The 14118-nt window shown below is 72.0% G+C and carries 17 protein-coding genes; 10 read left to right on the top strand and 7 right to left on the bottom strand.

Going from position 1 to position 14118, the window contains the following annotated elements:
* Positions 1-11: 11 nt before the first annotated feature.
* On the bottom strand, positions 12-590 hold the full coding sequence (locus C1N91_RS16310; RefSeq protein WP_137768558.1) for a TetR/AcrR family transcriptional regulator: 579 nt from the start codon (positions 588-590) through the stop codon (positions 12-14).
* A 77-nt stretch (positions 591-667) separates the two neighbouring features.
* Between C1N91_RS16310 and C1N91_RS16305 the strand changes: the two genes are divergently transcribed.
* Both C1N91_RS16305 and C1N91_RS16300 read left to right on the top strand, forming a co-directional pair.
* On the top strand, positions 668-1402 hold the full coding sequence (locus tag C1N91_RS16305; RefSeq protein WP_137768557.1) for an SDR family NAD(P)-dependent oxidoreductase: 735 nt from the start codon (positions 668-670) through the stop codon (positions 1400-1402).
* A gap of 99 nt (positions 1403-1501) precedes the next feature.
* Positions 1502-1858, top strand: a complete 357-nt coding sequence (locus C1N91_RS16300; RefSeq protein ID WP_137768556.1) for a hypothetical protein — start codon at positions 1502-1504, stop codon at positions 1856-1858.
* A gap of 44 nt (positions 1859-1902) precedes the next feature.
* On the opposite strand, the gene C1N91_RS16295 is transcribed toward C1N91_RS16300, so the two are convergent.
* From C1N91_RS16295 to C1N91_RS16285, 3 genes are read right to left on the bottom strand one after another with little or no spacing between them, the layout of a single operon-like run.
* Positions 1903-2457 (bottom strand): GNAT family N-acetyltransferase, encoded by a 555-nt coding sequence (locus C1N91_RS16295; RefSeq protein ID WP_137768555.1) that lies wholly within the window; start codon positions 2455-2457, stop codon positions 1903-1905.
* Between the two features lie 25 nt (positions 2458-2482).
* On the bottom strand, positions 2483-2965 hold the full coding sequence (locus tag C1N91_RS16290) for a MarR family transcriptional regulator (protein WP_137768554.1): 483 nt from the start codon (positions 2963-2965) through the stop codon (positions 2483-2485).
* Positions 2966-2974: 9 nt separating this feature from the next.
* Entirely contained in the window at positions 2975-3628 is a 654-nt protein-coding gene (locus C1N91_RS16285; RefSeq protein ID WP_137768553.1) for a response regulator transcription factor, read from the bottom strand.
* A 191-nt stretch (positions 3629-3819) separates the two neighbouring features.
* Here C1N91_RS16285 and C1N91_RS16280 point away from each other — a divergent pair, with 191 nt between their 5' ends.
* Genes C1N91_RS16280 through C1N91_RS16265 form a run of 4 tightly spaced genes read left to right on the top strand, consistent with a single transcriptional unit; the run spans position 3820 to position 8183 of the window.
* Positions 3820-4737 carry a bacteriorhodopsin gene (locus tag C1N91_RS16280; protein ID WP_137768552.1) on the top strand — a complete coding sequence of 306 codons (918 nt, stop codon included), beginning with the start codon at positions 3820-3822 and terminating at the stop codon, positions 4735-4737.
* On the top strand, positions 4715-5998 hold the full coding sequence (locus C1N91_RS16275) for a lycopene cyclase family protein (RefSeq protein ID WP_137768551.1): 1284 nt from the start codon (positions 4715-4717) through the stop codon (positions 5996-5998). The genes C1N91_RS16280 and C1N91_RS16275 overlap by 23 nt, the downstream gene beginning before the upstream one ends.
* Entirely contained in the window at positions 5995-7086 is a 1092-nt protein-coding gene (locus C1N91_RS16270; RefSeq protein WP_137768550.1) for a Brp/Blh family beta-carotene 15,15'-dioxygenase, read from the top strand. The genes C1N91_RS16275 and C1N91_RS16270 overlap by 4 nt, the downstream gene beginning before the upstream one ends.
* A complete protein-coding gene (locus tag C1N91_RS16265) occupies positions 7083-8183 on the top strand; it encodes an AI-2E family transporter (protein ID WP_175416070.1) in 1101 nt (366 codons plus the stop codon). Before C1N91_RS16270 ends, C1N91_RS16265 begins: the two co-directional genes overlap by 4 nt.
* Before the next feature lie 101 nt (positions 8184-8284).
* On the opposite strand, the gene C1N91_RS16260 is transcribed toward C1N91_RS16265, so the two are convergent.
* Complete coding sequence (locus tag C1N91_RS16260; protein WP_137768548.1) at positions 8285-8938, bottom strand: NAD(P)-dependent oxidoreductase; 654 nt, start codon at positions 8936-8938, stop codon at positions 8285-8287.
* A gap of 63 nt (positions 8939-9001) precedes the next feature.
* Between C1N91_RS16260 and C1N91_RS16255 the strand changes: the two genes are divergently transcribed.
* Positions 9002-9601: a TetR/AcrR family transcriptional regulator gene (locus tag C1N91_RS16255; protein WP_217496447.1), complete on the top strand. Its 600-nt coding sequence runs from the start codon at positions 9002-9004 to the stop codon at positions 9599-9601.
* Here C1N91_RS16255 and C1N91_RS16250 read toward each other — a convergent pair.
* Both C1N91_RS16250 and C1N91_RS16245 read right to left on the bottom strand, forming a co-directional pair.
* Positions 9588-10571 (bottom strand): TerC family protein, encoded by a 984-nt coding sequence (locus C1N91_RS16250; RefSeq protein ID WP_137768546.1) that lies wholly within the window; start codon positions 10569-10571, stop codon positions 9588-9590. The genes C1N91_RS16255 and C1N91_RS16250 overlap by 14 nt on opposite strands.
* A 76-nt stretch (positions 10572-10647) precedes the next feature.
* On the bottom strand, positions 10648-11103 hold the full coding sequence (locus C1N91_RS16245; protein WP_137768545.1) for a MarR family winged helix-turn-helix transcriptional regulator: 456 nt from the start codon (positions 11101-11103) through the stop codon (positions 10648-10650).
* 165 nt (positions 11104-11268) lie between these two features.
* Between C1N91_RS16245 and C1N91_RS16240 the strand changes: the two genes are divergently transcribed.
* The 3 genes from C1N91_RS16240 (at position 11269) to C1N91_RS16230 (ending at position 13946) form a co-directional block, all read left to right on the top strand.
* Positions 11269-11922 carry a hypothetical protein gene (locus C1N91_RS16240; RefSeq protein ID WP_137768544.1) on the top strand — a complete coding sequence of 218 codons (654 nt, stop codon included), beginning with the start codon at positions 11269-11271 and terminating at the stop codon, positions 11920-11922.
* A 285-nt stretch (positions 11923-12207) separates the two neighbouring features.
* Positions 12208-13089 (top strand): S26 family signal peptidase, encoded by an 882-nt coding sequence (locus C1N91_RS16235; protein ID WP_137768543.1) that lies wholly within the window; start codon positions 12208-12210, stop codon positions 13087-13089.
* Positions 13086-13946, top strand: a complete 861-nt coding sequence (locus C1N91_RS16230; RefSeq protein ID WP_254678282.1) for a LamG domain-containing protein — start codon at positions 13086-13088, stop codon at positions 13944-13946. The genes C1N91_RS16235 and C1N91_RS16230 overlap by 4 nt, the downstream gene beginning before the upstream one ends.
* Positions 13947-14118 lie beyond the last annotated feature (172 nt).

Genomic DNA, 14118 nt, shown 5'->3' with positions numbered 1-14118 from the left:
CTGTCGCCGGACTACCGCCCCGCCGCGAGCAGCGCCGTGGCTGCTGCACCGGCGGCCCGTGCCCATGGCCGCGACGGATCGGCCTGCGCACTCGCCATCGCGCCGTCGTAGAGCAGGCACAGCTGGAGTGCGGTGCCGTCGACGTCCGCGACGCCCGCGTCGGCGAGGAGGCCGATGAACAGCCCGCGCACCCAGTCGCGGTGCTCGAGGGTCACCTCGTGCGTGGGGTGTCCGGCGCCGTACTCCGCCTCGACGTTGATGAACGGGCACCCGCGGTACCCGGGCTCCTCGAACCACTCGCCGAGGAGCGCGAACACGGCGACGATCCGCTCCTCCGGGGTCGCCCCGCGCTGCGGCAGCTCGGCGGCGACGTGGTCCTGCCACGCGGTGCTGCGGCCGCGCAGGTAGCCGAGCACGAGCTCGTCCTTCGTGCGGAAGTGCGCGTAGAGGCTGGCCTTCGAGATGTCCGCCTCGGCCGCGACCTGGTCGACGCCGACGGCGTGGATGCCCTGCTCGTAGAACAGCCGGTCGGCGGTGGCGACGGCGCGTTCGTACGCGGGGCGACGACGTGTCCTGGTGGGCTCGGGCATGGTTTGACTTTACTGCACTGATCTGTACAGTTACCAGCACCACAAACCGAACAGATCTGTTCATTCAGGAAGGCATCATGACTCCCATCGCCCTCGTCACCGGGTCCACCAGCGGCATCGGTCGCGCCACCGCCGAACTCCTCGCCGCTCGCGGTATGCACGTCGTCGTCTCCGGCCGCAACGCCGAGCGCGGCGACGAGGTCGTCCGCGGCATCCGCGCTGCCGGCGGTACCGCCGACTTCGTCCGCGCCGAGCTCGGCGACGCGGGGAGCGCCCGTGCCCTCGCCGCCGAGGCGCTCCGCATCGGTGACGGCCGGGTCGACGTGCTCGTGAACAGTGCGGGCATCTTCCCGTTCGGGCCGACCGCGGACACGACGCCCGAGGGGTTCGACGAGGTGTTCGACCTCAACGTCAAGGCGCCGTACTTCCTCGTCGCGGCGCTCGCTCCGGGCATGGCGGAGCGCGGAACCGGCGCGATCGTCAACGTGACCACGATGGTCGCCGAGTTCGGTGCCGCCGGCATGGGCCTGTACGGCTCGACCAAGGCGGCCCTTGTGCTGCTCACGAAGTCCTGGGCGGCCGAGTTCGGGCCGTCCGGCGTCCGCGTGAACGCCGTGAGCCCCGGACCGACCCGCACCGAGGGCACCGCGGCCATGGGTGAGGCGCTCGACCAGCTCGCGGCGGCCGGTCCGGCGGGACGTCCGGGCTCCGCGCAGGAGGTCGCCGAGGCGATCGCGTTCCTCGCGGCCGACACGGCGTCCTTCGTGCACGGAGCCGTCGTGCCGGTCGACGGCGGACGCATCGCCGTCTGACCCACCCGGCCACCGATCGCAACGGCCCCGTCGCGTCCGGGAGGGACGTGGCGGGGCCGCGGGAGGAGCCTCCCGGCCGGGACGACCTACCCTGGACGGATGCTCTCCCGCCGCGACGCCGCCATCCGGCTCGACATCCCGCTCGAGATGGCCGCCCGCCACGGCATCCCGTCCCACGTCAGCGAGTCCGAGCTCGAGCGGATCGAGCAGGACCCGCCCGCGTGGCTCGTGCAGTCGCGGGGCAACCGCACCGGCGCGAAGAAGGTCTGGGCGCACCTTGAGTGCGCCGTCTGCGGGTTCTCGGAGCAGGAGCGGCCGAAGAAGTGGTGGCCCGAGTGGACCCTGCTGGTGTGCCACGACCACGACGAGGTGCCGGCGCCCGCGCCCGGGACCATGCGGCACCTCGTGTACGGCGTCGGCAGTCGGTTCACGGCGCTGGTCGACGAGCCCGCCTGAGCGGAACCGCCTGCGCGGACCCGGACGGGACACTGACGACCAGGTCAGCCGTCGAGCGAGACGTCACCCCAGGGGACCGGTGTCACCGCGCCCGTCTCCCAGTCGCGGCGAAGCACCCCGTACGCCACCGACGCCTTCGGTGACCCGCCCTCGATCGGCCACGACTCCCGGTAGTGCGCCTCCTGAACCCACCCGGTGCGCAGGAACACCCGGCGCATGGCGGTGTTGTCCTCGCGCGTCTGCCCCTCGAAGCGCGTGACCTCCGGCATCGAGCGGAACACGTGGTCCGTGACCGCGCGCAGGGCCGGGAGCCCGAGTCCCCGCCCACGGAACGCCGGCGCGAGCCGGAGGTCGAGCAGTGGGGCCGGGTCCTGCAGGTCCTCGAGCACGACCAGGCCGACGCGGCCGAGCCGGTCGTCGTCGAGCCACCAGGAGTCGTGCTCGTCGTCGCGGAACGCGCCGCGGTCGACCGCGCGCTCCAGGTCGGCGCGAGTGGGGTGTGCGCGGACGTGGAAGGGGAAGTCGGCCGACTTGTGGAAGGTGACCAGGGCCTCCCGGTCGGCACCCTGCGGGTCGGTCCTGGTCAGCGCGATCGTCACGCGACCACGCTACGGCCCGGCCTGATCAGCGCCCGGGCGGCGCGGTGGCGAGGAGGATCTGTGCGTCCAGCATCGGCTCCGCACCCGCGGTCCGGACCAGCGCGTCGGCGGCGGTGCGGACCGCGGTCCGCTCCTCGGGGGTCATCCGGCGGAGTGCCGCCCGGATCTCGACCGCTCGACGGGCGAGCACGTGCTCGACGAGCGCGACGGCCTCGTCGCTGGCGGTGACCAGGACCTCGCGACCGGAGGTCCGCCGGGTCACCCAGCCGTCGCGGACCAGACGGTCGACCATCCGGGTGATGCCCGACGGCAGCAGTCCGAGCTCGACGGCCAGGTCCCCGGCACGCAGTGACCCGCGGGTGACGAGGAGGACGAGGATCCGGTACTGCTGCAGCGTCACCTGCTCGAGCGCGGGCGCGAGTGACCGGAGCACGATGCCGAGTCCGACGACCGACGCGTCCACGACGGACGACTCCGTTCGTGACTGCTGCTCATCGTCGTCGCTCACGCCGTAAGCCTACGGCGAGGTCGCCCGGTCGACGCTGCGGTGGTCGGGCCGGAACCCGTGGTCGGTACCCCAGAGGACCGCGTCGACCCGGTTCACCGCGCCGATCTTGCTGTAGAGCGTCCGGATGTGGGTCTTGACCGTGTTCGGGCTCAGGTGCGTGAGCTCGGCGATCTCGTCGTTCCGCTTGCCCTGGGTGATCAGCGCGAGGATCTCGGACTGCCGGTCGGAGATCCCGTGCTCCCGACCCGGCCAGTCGACCCCGGGACCGCTGGGGACCCGGCGTCGAGGGGCGTCGAGCACCCGTTCGCCGGCGGCGACCCGCAGGAGCCCGTCGGCGAGATGCTCGGCGGTGGAGCTCTTCGCGAAGTACCCCGTCGCACCGCGGGCGACCGCAGCGTCGATGAGGTCCTGGTCCATCTTCCACGTGAACACGGCGACGGTTCGGATGCGGGGGTTCGACGCCAACCGGGTGACGTCCTCGTCGTCGGGCTCCGGCTGCGCGAACGTGTCGTAGAGCGCCACGTCGACGTCCACGGTGACCCGTCGTCGGGCGTCGAGCTGCACCACCTCGAGCCGGTCCGCGAACGGCGCGAGCAGATCGGCGAGGCCGCGGAGGACCAGCTCGTAGTCGTTGACGAGCGCGACGCGGATGCGGTCGGGCATCTGGATCCTCTCAGGACCACCCCTGGGGGTGAGACGGGTGCTGATCGACGCGAGTTCCGTCGGGATCACCACGCTACGGACGGCCTTGTACCCCGTCTGCAGCCGGGCCTGGGAACCACGACGGTTGCCCGGGAGCAAGTTTTCCTGGTCGGCCGTGATGCGCCGCCCCTCGATCCCCCGGAAGGAACCCCATGTCGGATGCACTCGCTCCGTGGAACGCGACGCTGACGCTCGCGGAGCACTCGATCATCGTCTACGCACTCTCCGTCGCGGGACTGGCGCTCCTCGCGTTCTTCGTGAAGTCGCTCGTGTCCACGAACGAGGTCACCGGTCGCTACCGGACCGGCGTCTACGCCGGGACGGCGATCACCGGCGTCGCCTTCCTGTCGTACGTCGTGCTCGTCGCGTCCTTCGCCCTCGGGTACGACCGCAAGGGTGACTCGTGGGTCCCGAACGCGAACGCGATCCTGTCCTGGGCACCGCGCTACTTCGACTGGACCGTCACCGTGCCGCTGCTCGTCATCGAGCTCCTGGCCGTCGCCACCCTCGCCGGCGTCGCGGCCCGTCGCCTGCGTGCCGTCGGCGTGGCCGCCGCGTTCCTGATGATCAGCACCGGCTTCGTCGGTGGTGTCGTGATCGACTCCGGCACGAGCATCCCGGCCCTCTGGACCTGGGGCGTCATCTCCGGCGTCTTCATGGTGATCCTGTACCTCCTCGTGATCTACGTGGTCGTCAAGGGGGGCCGCGACCTGAAGGGCTCCGAGGCGGCGACGACGCTCCGCAACGCGGGGATCCTGCTCATCGTCACCTGGATGGCGTACCCGATCATCTTCGGGCTGCAGGGCTGGGGCCACGGTGGCGCCGTCATCACCTGGATGCAGGTCGTCCTGTCGGCCGCGGACATCGTCGCGAAGGTCGGCTTCGGCGCGATGATCCACAAGGTCGCCAAGTTCCGGTCCGCCGAGGACGTCCGCGCCGGGGTCGACACCCTGCCCGAGGCGCTGTGGGTCTCGTCCGAGAAGCTCGCCGACGGCACCCTGCCCGACACCGCGTCCGGGTCCGACACCGCCACCGTCGCAGGTCGCGGTGAGCACCGTGTCCGTCGCTGACACCGGCACGACCACCACGGGGGCCGGAGCGCACGTCGCTCCGGCCCCCGGCCCCGTCGCGGGGCCGCTCCCCGCCACCGTCGACGTCGCCGTGGTGGGCGGGGGCTGCTCCGGCACCGCGACGGCGATCCGGCTCGCCGAGCTCCCGGGTGACCGGTCCGTCCTGGTGCTCGAGGGCCGCTCGGAGCCGGACCCGCGCTCGTGGTGCTCGTGGGACGACGGCAGTGATCCCCTGCCCGAGGCCCGCTCGGCGTCGTGGACGAGGTGGGAGGTCCGGACCGACCGGGGAGCGAGCGTCGGGACGGACCCAGCGCACCCGTACGTCCTGGTGCGGGCGGCCGACCGACGTGCAGCGGCCGAGCGACGGCTGGCCGCGCTCGGTGGCGTCCGGTTCGTCGACGGTGCCCCCGTGACGGCGGTGACGGCGGAGTCCGCGACGGACGGGTCGGGCGTCTCGGTCCGTTCGGCCCTGGGCGAGGTGCGCGCCGGGACCGTGCTCGACGCTCGGGGACCGCGCTGCCCGGAGCACGTCGACGCCGGCCGGGTGCTGCTCCACCAGCGCTTCGTCGGGCACTGGATCACCGCGGACCGGCCGGTCTTCGACACGACGACCGCGACGCTCATGGACTTCAGCGGGCAGGACGACGCCGGACCCGTGCGGTTCGTGTACGTCCTGCCGGTCTCCCCCACCGAGGCCCTCGTCGAGAGCACGCTCTTCTCGCCGGACGCCGCCGATCCGTTCGACCACGAGGACCACGTCGAGCGCTACGTCGAGCGGCGCTGGGGTCTGCGGCAGGACGAGTGGCGGATCGTCGACACGGAGCGGGGGTGCATCCCGATGACCGACGCCCCGGTCCGACCCGGTGCGCGGTGGTCGGCCGCGGAGACCGTCCTCGGGACGACCCGACCGAGCAGCGGCTACGGGTTCGCCCGGAGCAACCGGCACTGCGCCGTCGTCGCGCAGCACCTGGCGGCAGGCGCGCCCGTCCCGCCGTTCACGGACGGCTGGCGCACGCGGTTCCTCGACGCCGTGTTCCTCCGGTTCCTGCGCGACCGGCCGGAGCAGGCGCCCGAGGCGTTCCGTCGTCTGTTCGCGCTGCCCGGGCCGCTCGTCGTGCGCTTCCTGACGGAGCGTTCGACGCCGGTGGACGAGCTGCGCATCGTGCTGGCGCTGCAGAAGCCACCGTTCCTCGCGGCCCTCGGCCGCACCGTGGTCGACGCGGTCCTGCGCAGTGCCCGTGCTGCGCGGAGCGTCCGGTGAGCGCCGTGACCGCCGGGCTGCCCGTGCTCGCGCGCCCGGAGGAGGCTCCCCCCGCGCTGCGCACCTGGGTCGCCGACCACGTGCTGGCACCCGTGACCGCGGTCCTCGTCGTCGTCGCCCTGGTCTGCGCCGTCCTCCGGCTCACCGGCACACCGGTGCCGACGGCCGTCCAGCTCGTCCCCTTCGCCGTCAGCGTCCTGGTCTTCGGACTCCCGCACGGTGCGCTCGACCACCTCGTCCCCGCCCGGCTGCGCCTGGGGACGAGCACCGCGCGCTCGGTCCTGGTGGTCGTCGCCCTGTACCTCGTCGTCGGTTCGGCCACCGCGGCGCTCTGGGTCGCCGCGCCGCTGCTGGGCTTCGCCGTGTTCGTGGGGATCACCTGGTTCCACTGGGGGCAGGGGGACCTGTTCGTGGACCGGCTGCTCGGTGACGGTGCACCGGGACGGGCCGGTTCCGTCCTGACCGTGCTGGTGCGCGGCGCGCTGCCGATGCTCGTCCCCTTCGTGGCACAGCCGGGCGCTGCCGTGCAGGTCGTCGTCGAGTCGGCGAGCGTGGTCGACGGCGGGCTCGGCAGTGCCGTCCTCGTCGTCCCCACGGCGGTCCGGATCGCGGGCGCCGTCCTCGTCGCCGTGCTCGTCGTGCTGCACGCCGTCGTGGTCGGCCGGTCGGGTGGACCCCGGTGGCGGCAGGTCTCCGAGGACCTCGTGCTCGTCGCCTTCTTCACCGTCGTGCCGCCGGTGCTCGCGGTCGGGCTCTACTTCACGCTGTGGCACGCGGTCCGGCACATCCTCCGCCTGGAGCTCACGGACCCGACCAGCGCGCGGCAGCTGCACCGCGGGCGACTGCTCGCGCCGTTCCTCCGCTTCGCCCGTCAGGCATGGCCGATCACGGCGGTCGCGATCGTGGTACTCGTGGTCCTCGCCGTCGTCGTGCATCGCCTCGACCTCGGCGTCTACCTCGCCCTGATCGCCGCACTCACCACCCCGCACACCGTGGTCGTCACCTGGATGGACCACGTCCAGCGCACCTGGACCGCGAACCCGCCCGCTCCTCGAGCCTCGTCACCCCGAACGAAGGACACCCCGTGACCGTCACCCCCTCGCCCCGCGCGTCCGGTCTGCGCACCGGTGCCGTCTTCGCCGGTCGGATCCTCGTCATCGCGGCGGCCGTCGGTCTGGTCGGCTGGGTCGCGTTCACGCTGTCGAACGTCGTGGTGCCCCTGCTCATCGGGCTCGTCGTCGCGGCGCTCCTCGTGCCCTTCAGCGCGGCGCTGCAGCGCCACGGCGTCCCGAAGTGGCTCGCGATCGTCCTCGCGCTGCTGTCGCTCGTCGTCGGGATCGCGCTGCTCGTGTTCCTGGTCGTCTGGCGGGTGAGCGAGCAGCTCCCGAGCCTCGAGGACCGCACGGTCGCGCTCATCGGCAACGTGCAGGACCTGCTGCGGCACCCGCCGTTCGGCCTGCCGTCGGTCGACCTCGACACCCTCTCGGCGAACGCGCGGACCTTCGTCGAGCAGCACTCGGCGGAGCTCCAGCAGGGCATCGTCGTCGCGGGCGCCACCCTCGTCCACCTCGGCGAAGGGCTCTTCATCGTGACCTTCGTGACGATCTTCGCGCTCACCGGCGGTCGCCACATGTGGGAGTGGGTCGTCTCGCTCTTCCCGCGGGCCGCGCAGCACCGGATCGGCGTCGCCGGCGAGGCCGGGTGGACGACCCTGACGCACTTCATCCGCGTGCAGGTCGTCATCGCGGCGACCGACGCGATCGGCATCGCGCTCGGCGCGTTCCTGCTCGGGGTGCCGCTCGCCGGACCCATCGGCGTCGTCGTCTTCGTGGGGGCGTTCATCCCGGTCGTCGGTGCCTTCGCCGCCGGGGCGGTCGCGGTGCTGCTCGCGCTGGTGTTCAAGGGGTGGGTGGTCGCCCTCGTCATGCTCGGGATCGTCGTGCTCGTGCAGCAGCTCGAGGGACAGGTGCTGCACCCGTTCCTGACGGGCTCGGTCGTCGCGGTCCACCCGCTCGCGGTGCTGCTCGCCGTGATCGCGGGCACGACGATCGGCGGCATCGCGGGCGGCTTCTTCGCCGTGCCGCTCGCCGCGACCGCGAACTCCATGATCCGTGCAGCCCGGCAGGACGACCCCGACGTCGAGATCGCGCTGCCGATCCCGAAGAGCGCCGAGCCGGCCGGGTGACGATCCGGCCGGGTGACGATCCGGCCGGGTGACGAGCCGGCCGGTCCGGATCCGCGCGGCGCCGCTACCCCGACGCCCACCGCGGCGCCGCGCCGCGCCGCTCACCGTCCGCGGCGGTAGGCGCTCCCGTCGCACGTGTGCACGGCGTCGTCGTCGAAGAGCAGGCGCAGCGAGTAGGCAGCGCAGTCCACGAAGGTCGCGATGCTGATCCAGGTCCGCGACCGTCGCAGCTCGCCCTTCGACGGACCGTCCGAACCGATGCCCGCGCGGTGCACGACCCAGGCCAGGTCGCGGGCCTCGGTGTCGAGCCAGCGCATCACGGCCTCGTTGTCCCGGTGCTGCCCGTCGTACGAGCGGGCGACGGTCGCGCGGACGAGCCGCAGCACGGGCATGAGCCGCTTCCCCGGCGCCGCACTGAGCCCACCCGCCTGGTAGAGCAGGCGACGCACACCCTTCCGGCGCATCGCCGGGACGAGCGCCTGCACGAACGGGGTGTTCACGAGGCAGTCGCGCTGCGCCACCACGTCGCCGAGCATGAGGACCACTGCATCGACGCCCTCGAGCAGGGCGTCGAGGTCGAGCGGTGCCGAGATCGACCCCTGCACGACCTCGAGCCCGTCGTGCTGCAGCGCGAGCTTCGCGGGGGTCCTGGCGAGCGCCCGGACCCGGTGGCCGGCGTCGAGGGCGAGTCGGGTGAAGTGCTGGCCGGTCTGGCCGGTCGCGCCGAGCACGAGGATCGTCTGTGTCGAGGTCATGCGGCCAATCTAGACAGTGACAAGAAAGTAGTCAATGACTAGTTCCGCGGTAGGATGGGTCCCGTGAGCGACCGGCCCTTCCACCACGGGAACCTGCGCACCGCGCTGCTCGACGAGGCGATCGTCGTCATCCGCCAGTCCGGCGTCGACGGGCTGTCCCTCCGTGACCTCGCCCGACGGGTGGGCGTGAGCCACGGCGCACCCCGGAGCCACTTCGTGGACCGGCAGGCACTGCTCGATGCGCTGGCGGAGGCCGGCTTCCACCGCCTGACGAACGAGGTCCGACGCGCCGTGGCGGGGCAGCACGACGTCCGGGAGCGGTTCCTCCGCGTCGCCCGCGCCTACGTCGACTTCGCCATCGACGACGCAGCGCTCATGGACCTGATGTTCCAGCCCGGCCCAGGCGGCCGCCCGGAGGCCGTCTCGAGCGCCGCGCGGGACCTGTTCGACGCGCTCGACAGCGCGATGGGGCCGCGGGACGGACGCACGGACGAGGGCGCCCGCGACACGTTCAAGATGCTGTTCGCCGCCTCGATGCAGGGCATCGCAGCGCTCGTCGCCGCACACCGGATCTCCCGCGCCGACGGGGACCGGCTCGTCGGGGACGCGATGGAGATGATGCTCGGGTCGGACCTCGGCGCCCGGACGGTCAGCGGCCGCTGACCACCGCGTCCCGCCGCATCCGCACCAGGCTCGCGCCGGTCGCACCCGCCATCGCGACGAGGATCACCACGAGCGACACCCACGTCGGGATCTCCGGCGCCCACGAGAAGCCCTCGCCGCCGTTGAGGAACGGGAGCTCGTTCTCGTGCAGGGCGTGCAGCACGAGCTTCACGCCGATGAAGGCCAGGATGAGCGCGATCCCGTACTTCAGGTAGACCAGGCGCTCGAGCAGCCCGCCGAGCAGGAAGTACAGCTGCCGCAGGCCCATCAGGGCGAAGACGTTCGCGGTGAACACGATGAAGGCGCTCTCGGTGATGCCGAAGATCGCGGGGATCGAGTCGAGCGCGAACAGCAGGTCGGTCGTGCCGATCGCGATGAGCACGATGAGCAGCGGGGTGAAGTGCTTCGCGCCGTCCTGGGACACGCGGAACTTCATGCCGTCGAACTCGTCGGTGATCCGGACGCGTCGACGGAGCAGTCGGACGAGGGCGCTGTCCTGCTGCTCCTCGTCGTCCTCCTCGCGGAGCTGCTGGATCGCGGTCCAGATCAGCCAGGCGCCGAACAGGTAGAAGATCCAGGTGAAGTCCTCGATGAGCTGCGCGCCGACGAGGATGAACACCCCGCGCAGCACCAGGGCGATGATGATGCCGAGCATCAGCACCTCCTGCTGGATCGCCTTCGGCACGCTGAAACGCGCCATGATGATGACGAAGACGAACAGGTTGTCGATGCTCAGGCTGTACTCGGTCAGCCAGCCGGCGACGAACTGCCCGGCGGCGTCCCCGCCCGCGAAGACGAGCATGAGCACGGCGAAGACGAGCGCGAGTCCGACGTAGACCCCGACCCACGCACCGGACTCCCGCAGGCTCGGCACGTGGGGCCGCCGGGCGACGATGAGCAGGTCGACGAGCAGGATCGCGACGAGCGCGATGATGGAGCCGACCTCGAAGACGACGGGGAGCTGGGGCATCGTCCCAGTCTGGGGCATGCGGACGGGAGGCGCGCGGGCGGGCTGCCGCGTGCCTCCCGTCCCTCGCGTCCCCGGCTCAGTCCCCGTGGTCGCCGACCGCGTCGGCCGCCTGCTCGTACAGGCTGGTCGCCAGGGCGTTCAGCACCTCGTGCAGTTCGCCGCCGTGCGCGCCGTCGACGGCACGCAGCATGGCGCCGTACCGGGCCCGGTAGTCCTCGACGACGGCGTCACCCGCGGGCAGCAGGCGCAGCAGCGATCCGCGTCGGTCGGCGGGGTTCGGTGCCCGCTCGAGCAGTCCGGCGGCCGTCATGCGGTCGATCATGTTCGTCACCGCACCCGAGGTCAGTCCGAGGTACCCCGCGACCTCGGTCGGGGTCGAGTAGCCGGTGTCGCTGACGAGCACGAGGGCGCGCAGGGCGTTCTCGTGGATGCCGGCCCGAGCGCTCAGTTGCCCGATCAGGCTCGTGTTCGCACGGACGACCGCGGCGAAGGCTGCCATCAGGTCGGCATCTTCGGGGGTGGTGGGGGCCACGTGGCCTGCTTCCGTCGAAGGGGGGACACGGGGCGTCCCCCGGTCTGGGGTAAGTATACGAGTGGCCAAGTTGGCGAACAACTAACTATCTTGATGGTTGAAGCAAGTCGGCCCGAACCCCTTGCTCCCAGACTTCCCGCACCACACCGAACGAAGAGGTCCACCGTGTCCACCAAGCTCCGCACCTCCGCACTGAAGCGGATCCGTTTCGCCCCCGTGGCGCTCCTGGCCGGCATCTTCGCCGCCGTCCTCCTCTCGCTCTCGCTGACCGGCACGCTGTCCGGGTTCGCGGCGAGCATCACCAACTCGAGCAACACCGCAGCCACCGGCACCCTGGTCATGCAGGAGCAGAACGCCGGCGCGACCGTCACCTGCCTCAGCACCGACGGCGGCTCGGTCTCGACGAACGCGGCGACCTGCTCGACGATCAACAAGTTCGGTGGCAGCACGACGATGACGCCGGGCAACACCGTGAACACGGCGATCTCGATCAAGAACACCGGCACCGCGAACGCCGCGACCTTCACGCTCACCCCGGGCGCGACGTGCACGCAGTCGGCCAACGGCACCCAGAACGGCACCGCCACCGACCTCTGCGCCAAGATGAACCTCGTCATCACCTCGGGCTCGACCACCGTGTTCAGCGGCACGCTCGCCAGCTTCAAGGGTGCGCCGGCCTCGTCCTTCACGATGCCCCAGGCCCCCGCAGCCGGTGCGAGCGTCCCGTTCAACTTCGCCGTGACCCTCGACCCGTCGGCCGGCAACACGTACCAGGGTCTCGCCGCCTCGGTCCCGATGACCTGGACCTTCACCGCCTGACCCACCGCGAGCGAGTCGGCGTGACGCCCTGATCCCGCCCCGCCGGCACCGCCCCGCTCCCGCACCCGCCCCAGACCGACGCCCCCCGACCGGCCTCCCCCCCTTCCGGCCGGGCGACGTCACCCCCCGGCGCAGTCCGACCGTCATCCCCCCGTCCGGTCGGACCGCGCCCACCCCGGCGGCACTCGGACGACCCCCCCACGTCCGAGTGCCGCCGCCCCTCTCCCACAGAGCCCCCGCACCTCCCGCCGTCCCCCGGGGCGGCCGACCCCACCGGAGCACCAGATGAGCCAGACCGCGGCGATCCCGCTCAGCGGCACGCTCGACCGTCCGGTCCTGCGCGGACGGGCAGTCTCCCGTTCCGAGACCGTCCTCGCCTGGACGGTCGCCGCGATCGCCGCCCTGCTGCTCGTCGCCGCCGTGCTGTTCCTGTCCGCAGGTGGTCGCTGGTTCGTCGTCGAGACGCCCTCGATGGGCGAGGCCGCACCGGTCGGCACGCTCGTGCTCGACCTGCCCGTCGACGTGGACACGCTCGCGGTCGGCGACGTCGTCTCCTTCGCGACAGATGCCAACCCCGGTGTCGTCTACACGCACCGCATCATCGGCATCGACGCGGCCGGACTCCACACCCGTGGTGACATCAACGGCGCCACCGACCCGTGGGCCCTCACGCAGCGCGACGTCATCGGGACCCCGGTGGCGCTCGTCCCCCACCTCGGGTGGCTCTTCCGGGCCGCTCCGATCCTGCTCGTCGGCACCCTGCTCATCTGGACCCTCACGAGCGCCTTCACCGACCGTGTGACCCGCACCTGCCTGCGCATCGCCGGCGGTGCCCTCACCACGTCCTACGCCGCGTTCGTGCTCAAGCCGTTCGTCAACGTCACGACGATCACGAACACCTCGAGCCCGCGCGGGGTCGAGGCGACGATCGTCTCCTCCGGCATCTTCCCCGTCCGCGTCGACGCCCACGGCGGGAACTCGGTCCACCTGGTCGACGGCCAGGTCGGACGCGTCGTCATCCACGAGCTCACGAGGAACGGGCACTACCAGCTGAGCTCGACCATCGACCTCGACCCGACGGGCTGGGCCGCCCTCGTCGCGGTGTGCCTCGTGCCGCTCGTGCTCTGCCTTGCCGTCGGTCGTGTCGAACCGGTGCGTGCATCGTGACCGGCCGCCCCCTGCGCTCCCTGCGCGACGGCCGGGTCGTCGCCGCCCTGCTCGTCGTCGCCCTCGCCGTGGTCGTCCTGCTGAACCAGTTCGCGCCGACCCGGTCCGCGTACAGCGCCACCGTCACGAACACCGGCAACACCGCGGCGACCGCGCCGTACTTCACCTGCGGCGCCGCAGCGCTGGCCGACGCCTCCGGTGCGCTGTTCGCCTACGACCTCGACGAGGCCGCCGGGTCGCGCACCGCCGCCGACTCCTCCGGCAAGAACGCTGCGGGGACGTACCAGGGCAGCATGACGACGACGGCGAACCCCGCCGCCTGCGCGCGCGACGGCGGTCCGGCGTACACGCTGAACGGGTCGACGAGCTTCGTCTCGACACCGCGTTCGTACCAGAACCCGACGACCTTCAGCGAGGAGGTCTGGTTCCGCACGACCGTCGCGGGCGGGCTCCTCATCGGGTTCGGCAGCAACCAGGTCGCCACCTCGGGGCAGCACGACCGGCAGATCTACATCAACACCGCGGGGCAGCTCGTCTTCGGCGCGTACAACGGCACGACCCAGGTGATCACCTCGCCGAAGGCCGTCACCGACGGTGCCTGGCACCACGTCGTCTCGACCATGTCGCCGACGAACGGCATGCGCCTGTACCTCGACGGCACGCTCGTCGCGTCGAACGCCGCGTACCGGACGCCCGAGAACGCGACCGGGTACTTCCGGATCGGGTACGACACCATCACCGGGTGGCCGGGAGCGCCGGCGAACTACTGGTTCACCGGGCAGATGCGCTACGCCGCCGTCTACTCCACCGAGCTGTCCGCAACGCAGGTCGCGAACCACGCCGCAGCCGGTCGCTGACGCGACCACCAGCCGGACGGGAGGCGCGTGGCGGGCTCGCCACGGGCCTCCGGTCCGGCTCCTCCACCGTCCCGGGCACGTGCGCCGACCGGACAGCGTGTCCCTCGATCCTCGGGACCCTCCGGGGTGCCCGGCGTAGCCAGGACCCTCACCGTCCGACCACGGGAGGAAC

This window comes from Curtobacterium sp. SGAir0471 (assembly GCF_005490985.1).
In the GTDB taxonomy this organism is placed as follows: domain Bacteria; phylum Actinomycetota; class Actinomycetes; order Actinomycetales; family Microbacteriaceae; genus Curtobacterium.
The sequence above is the reverse complement of the archived record's forward strand: the minus strand, read 5'-3'. Positions and strand labels throughout refer to the sequence as shown.

Bases quoted from the DNA above. Each gene is read 5' to 3' on its own strand.
- C1N91_RS16285 (WP_137768553.1), bottom strand. From the start codon at position 3,628: ATGCCCGACCGCATCCGCGTCGCGCTCGTCAACGACTACGAGCTGGTC.
- C1N91_RS16235 (WP_137768543.1), top strand. From the start codon at position 12,208: ATGAGCCAGACCGCGGCGATCCCGCTCAGCGGCACGCTCGACCGTCCG.
- C1N91_RS16310 (WP_137768558.1), bottom strand. From the start codon at position 590: ATGCCCGAGCCCACCAGGACACGTCGTCGCCCCGCGTACGAACGCGCC.
- C1N91_RS16300 (WP_137768556.1), top strand. From the start codon at position 1,502: ATGCTCTCCCGCCGCGACGCCGCCATCCGGCTCGACATCCCGCTCGAG.
- C1N91_RS16280 (WP_137768552.1), top strand. From the start codon at position 3,820: ATGTCGGATGCACTCGCTCCGTGGAACGCGACGCTGACGCTCGCGGAG.
- C1N91_RS16260 (WP_137768548.1), bottom strand. From the start codon at position 8,938: ATGACCTCGACACAGACGATCCTCGTGCTCGGCGCGACCGGCCAGACC.
- C1N91_RS16250 (WP_137768546.1), bottom strand. From the start codon at position 10,571: ATGCCCCAGCTCCCCGTCGTCTTCGAGGTCGGCTCCATCATCGCGCTC.
- C1N91_RS16305 (WP_137768557.1), top strand. From the start codon at position 668: ATGACTCCCATCGCCCTCGTCACCGGGTCCACCAGCGGCATCGGTCGC.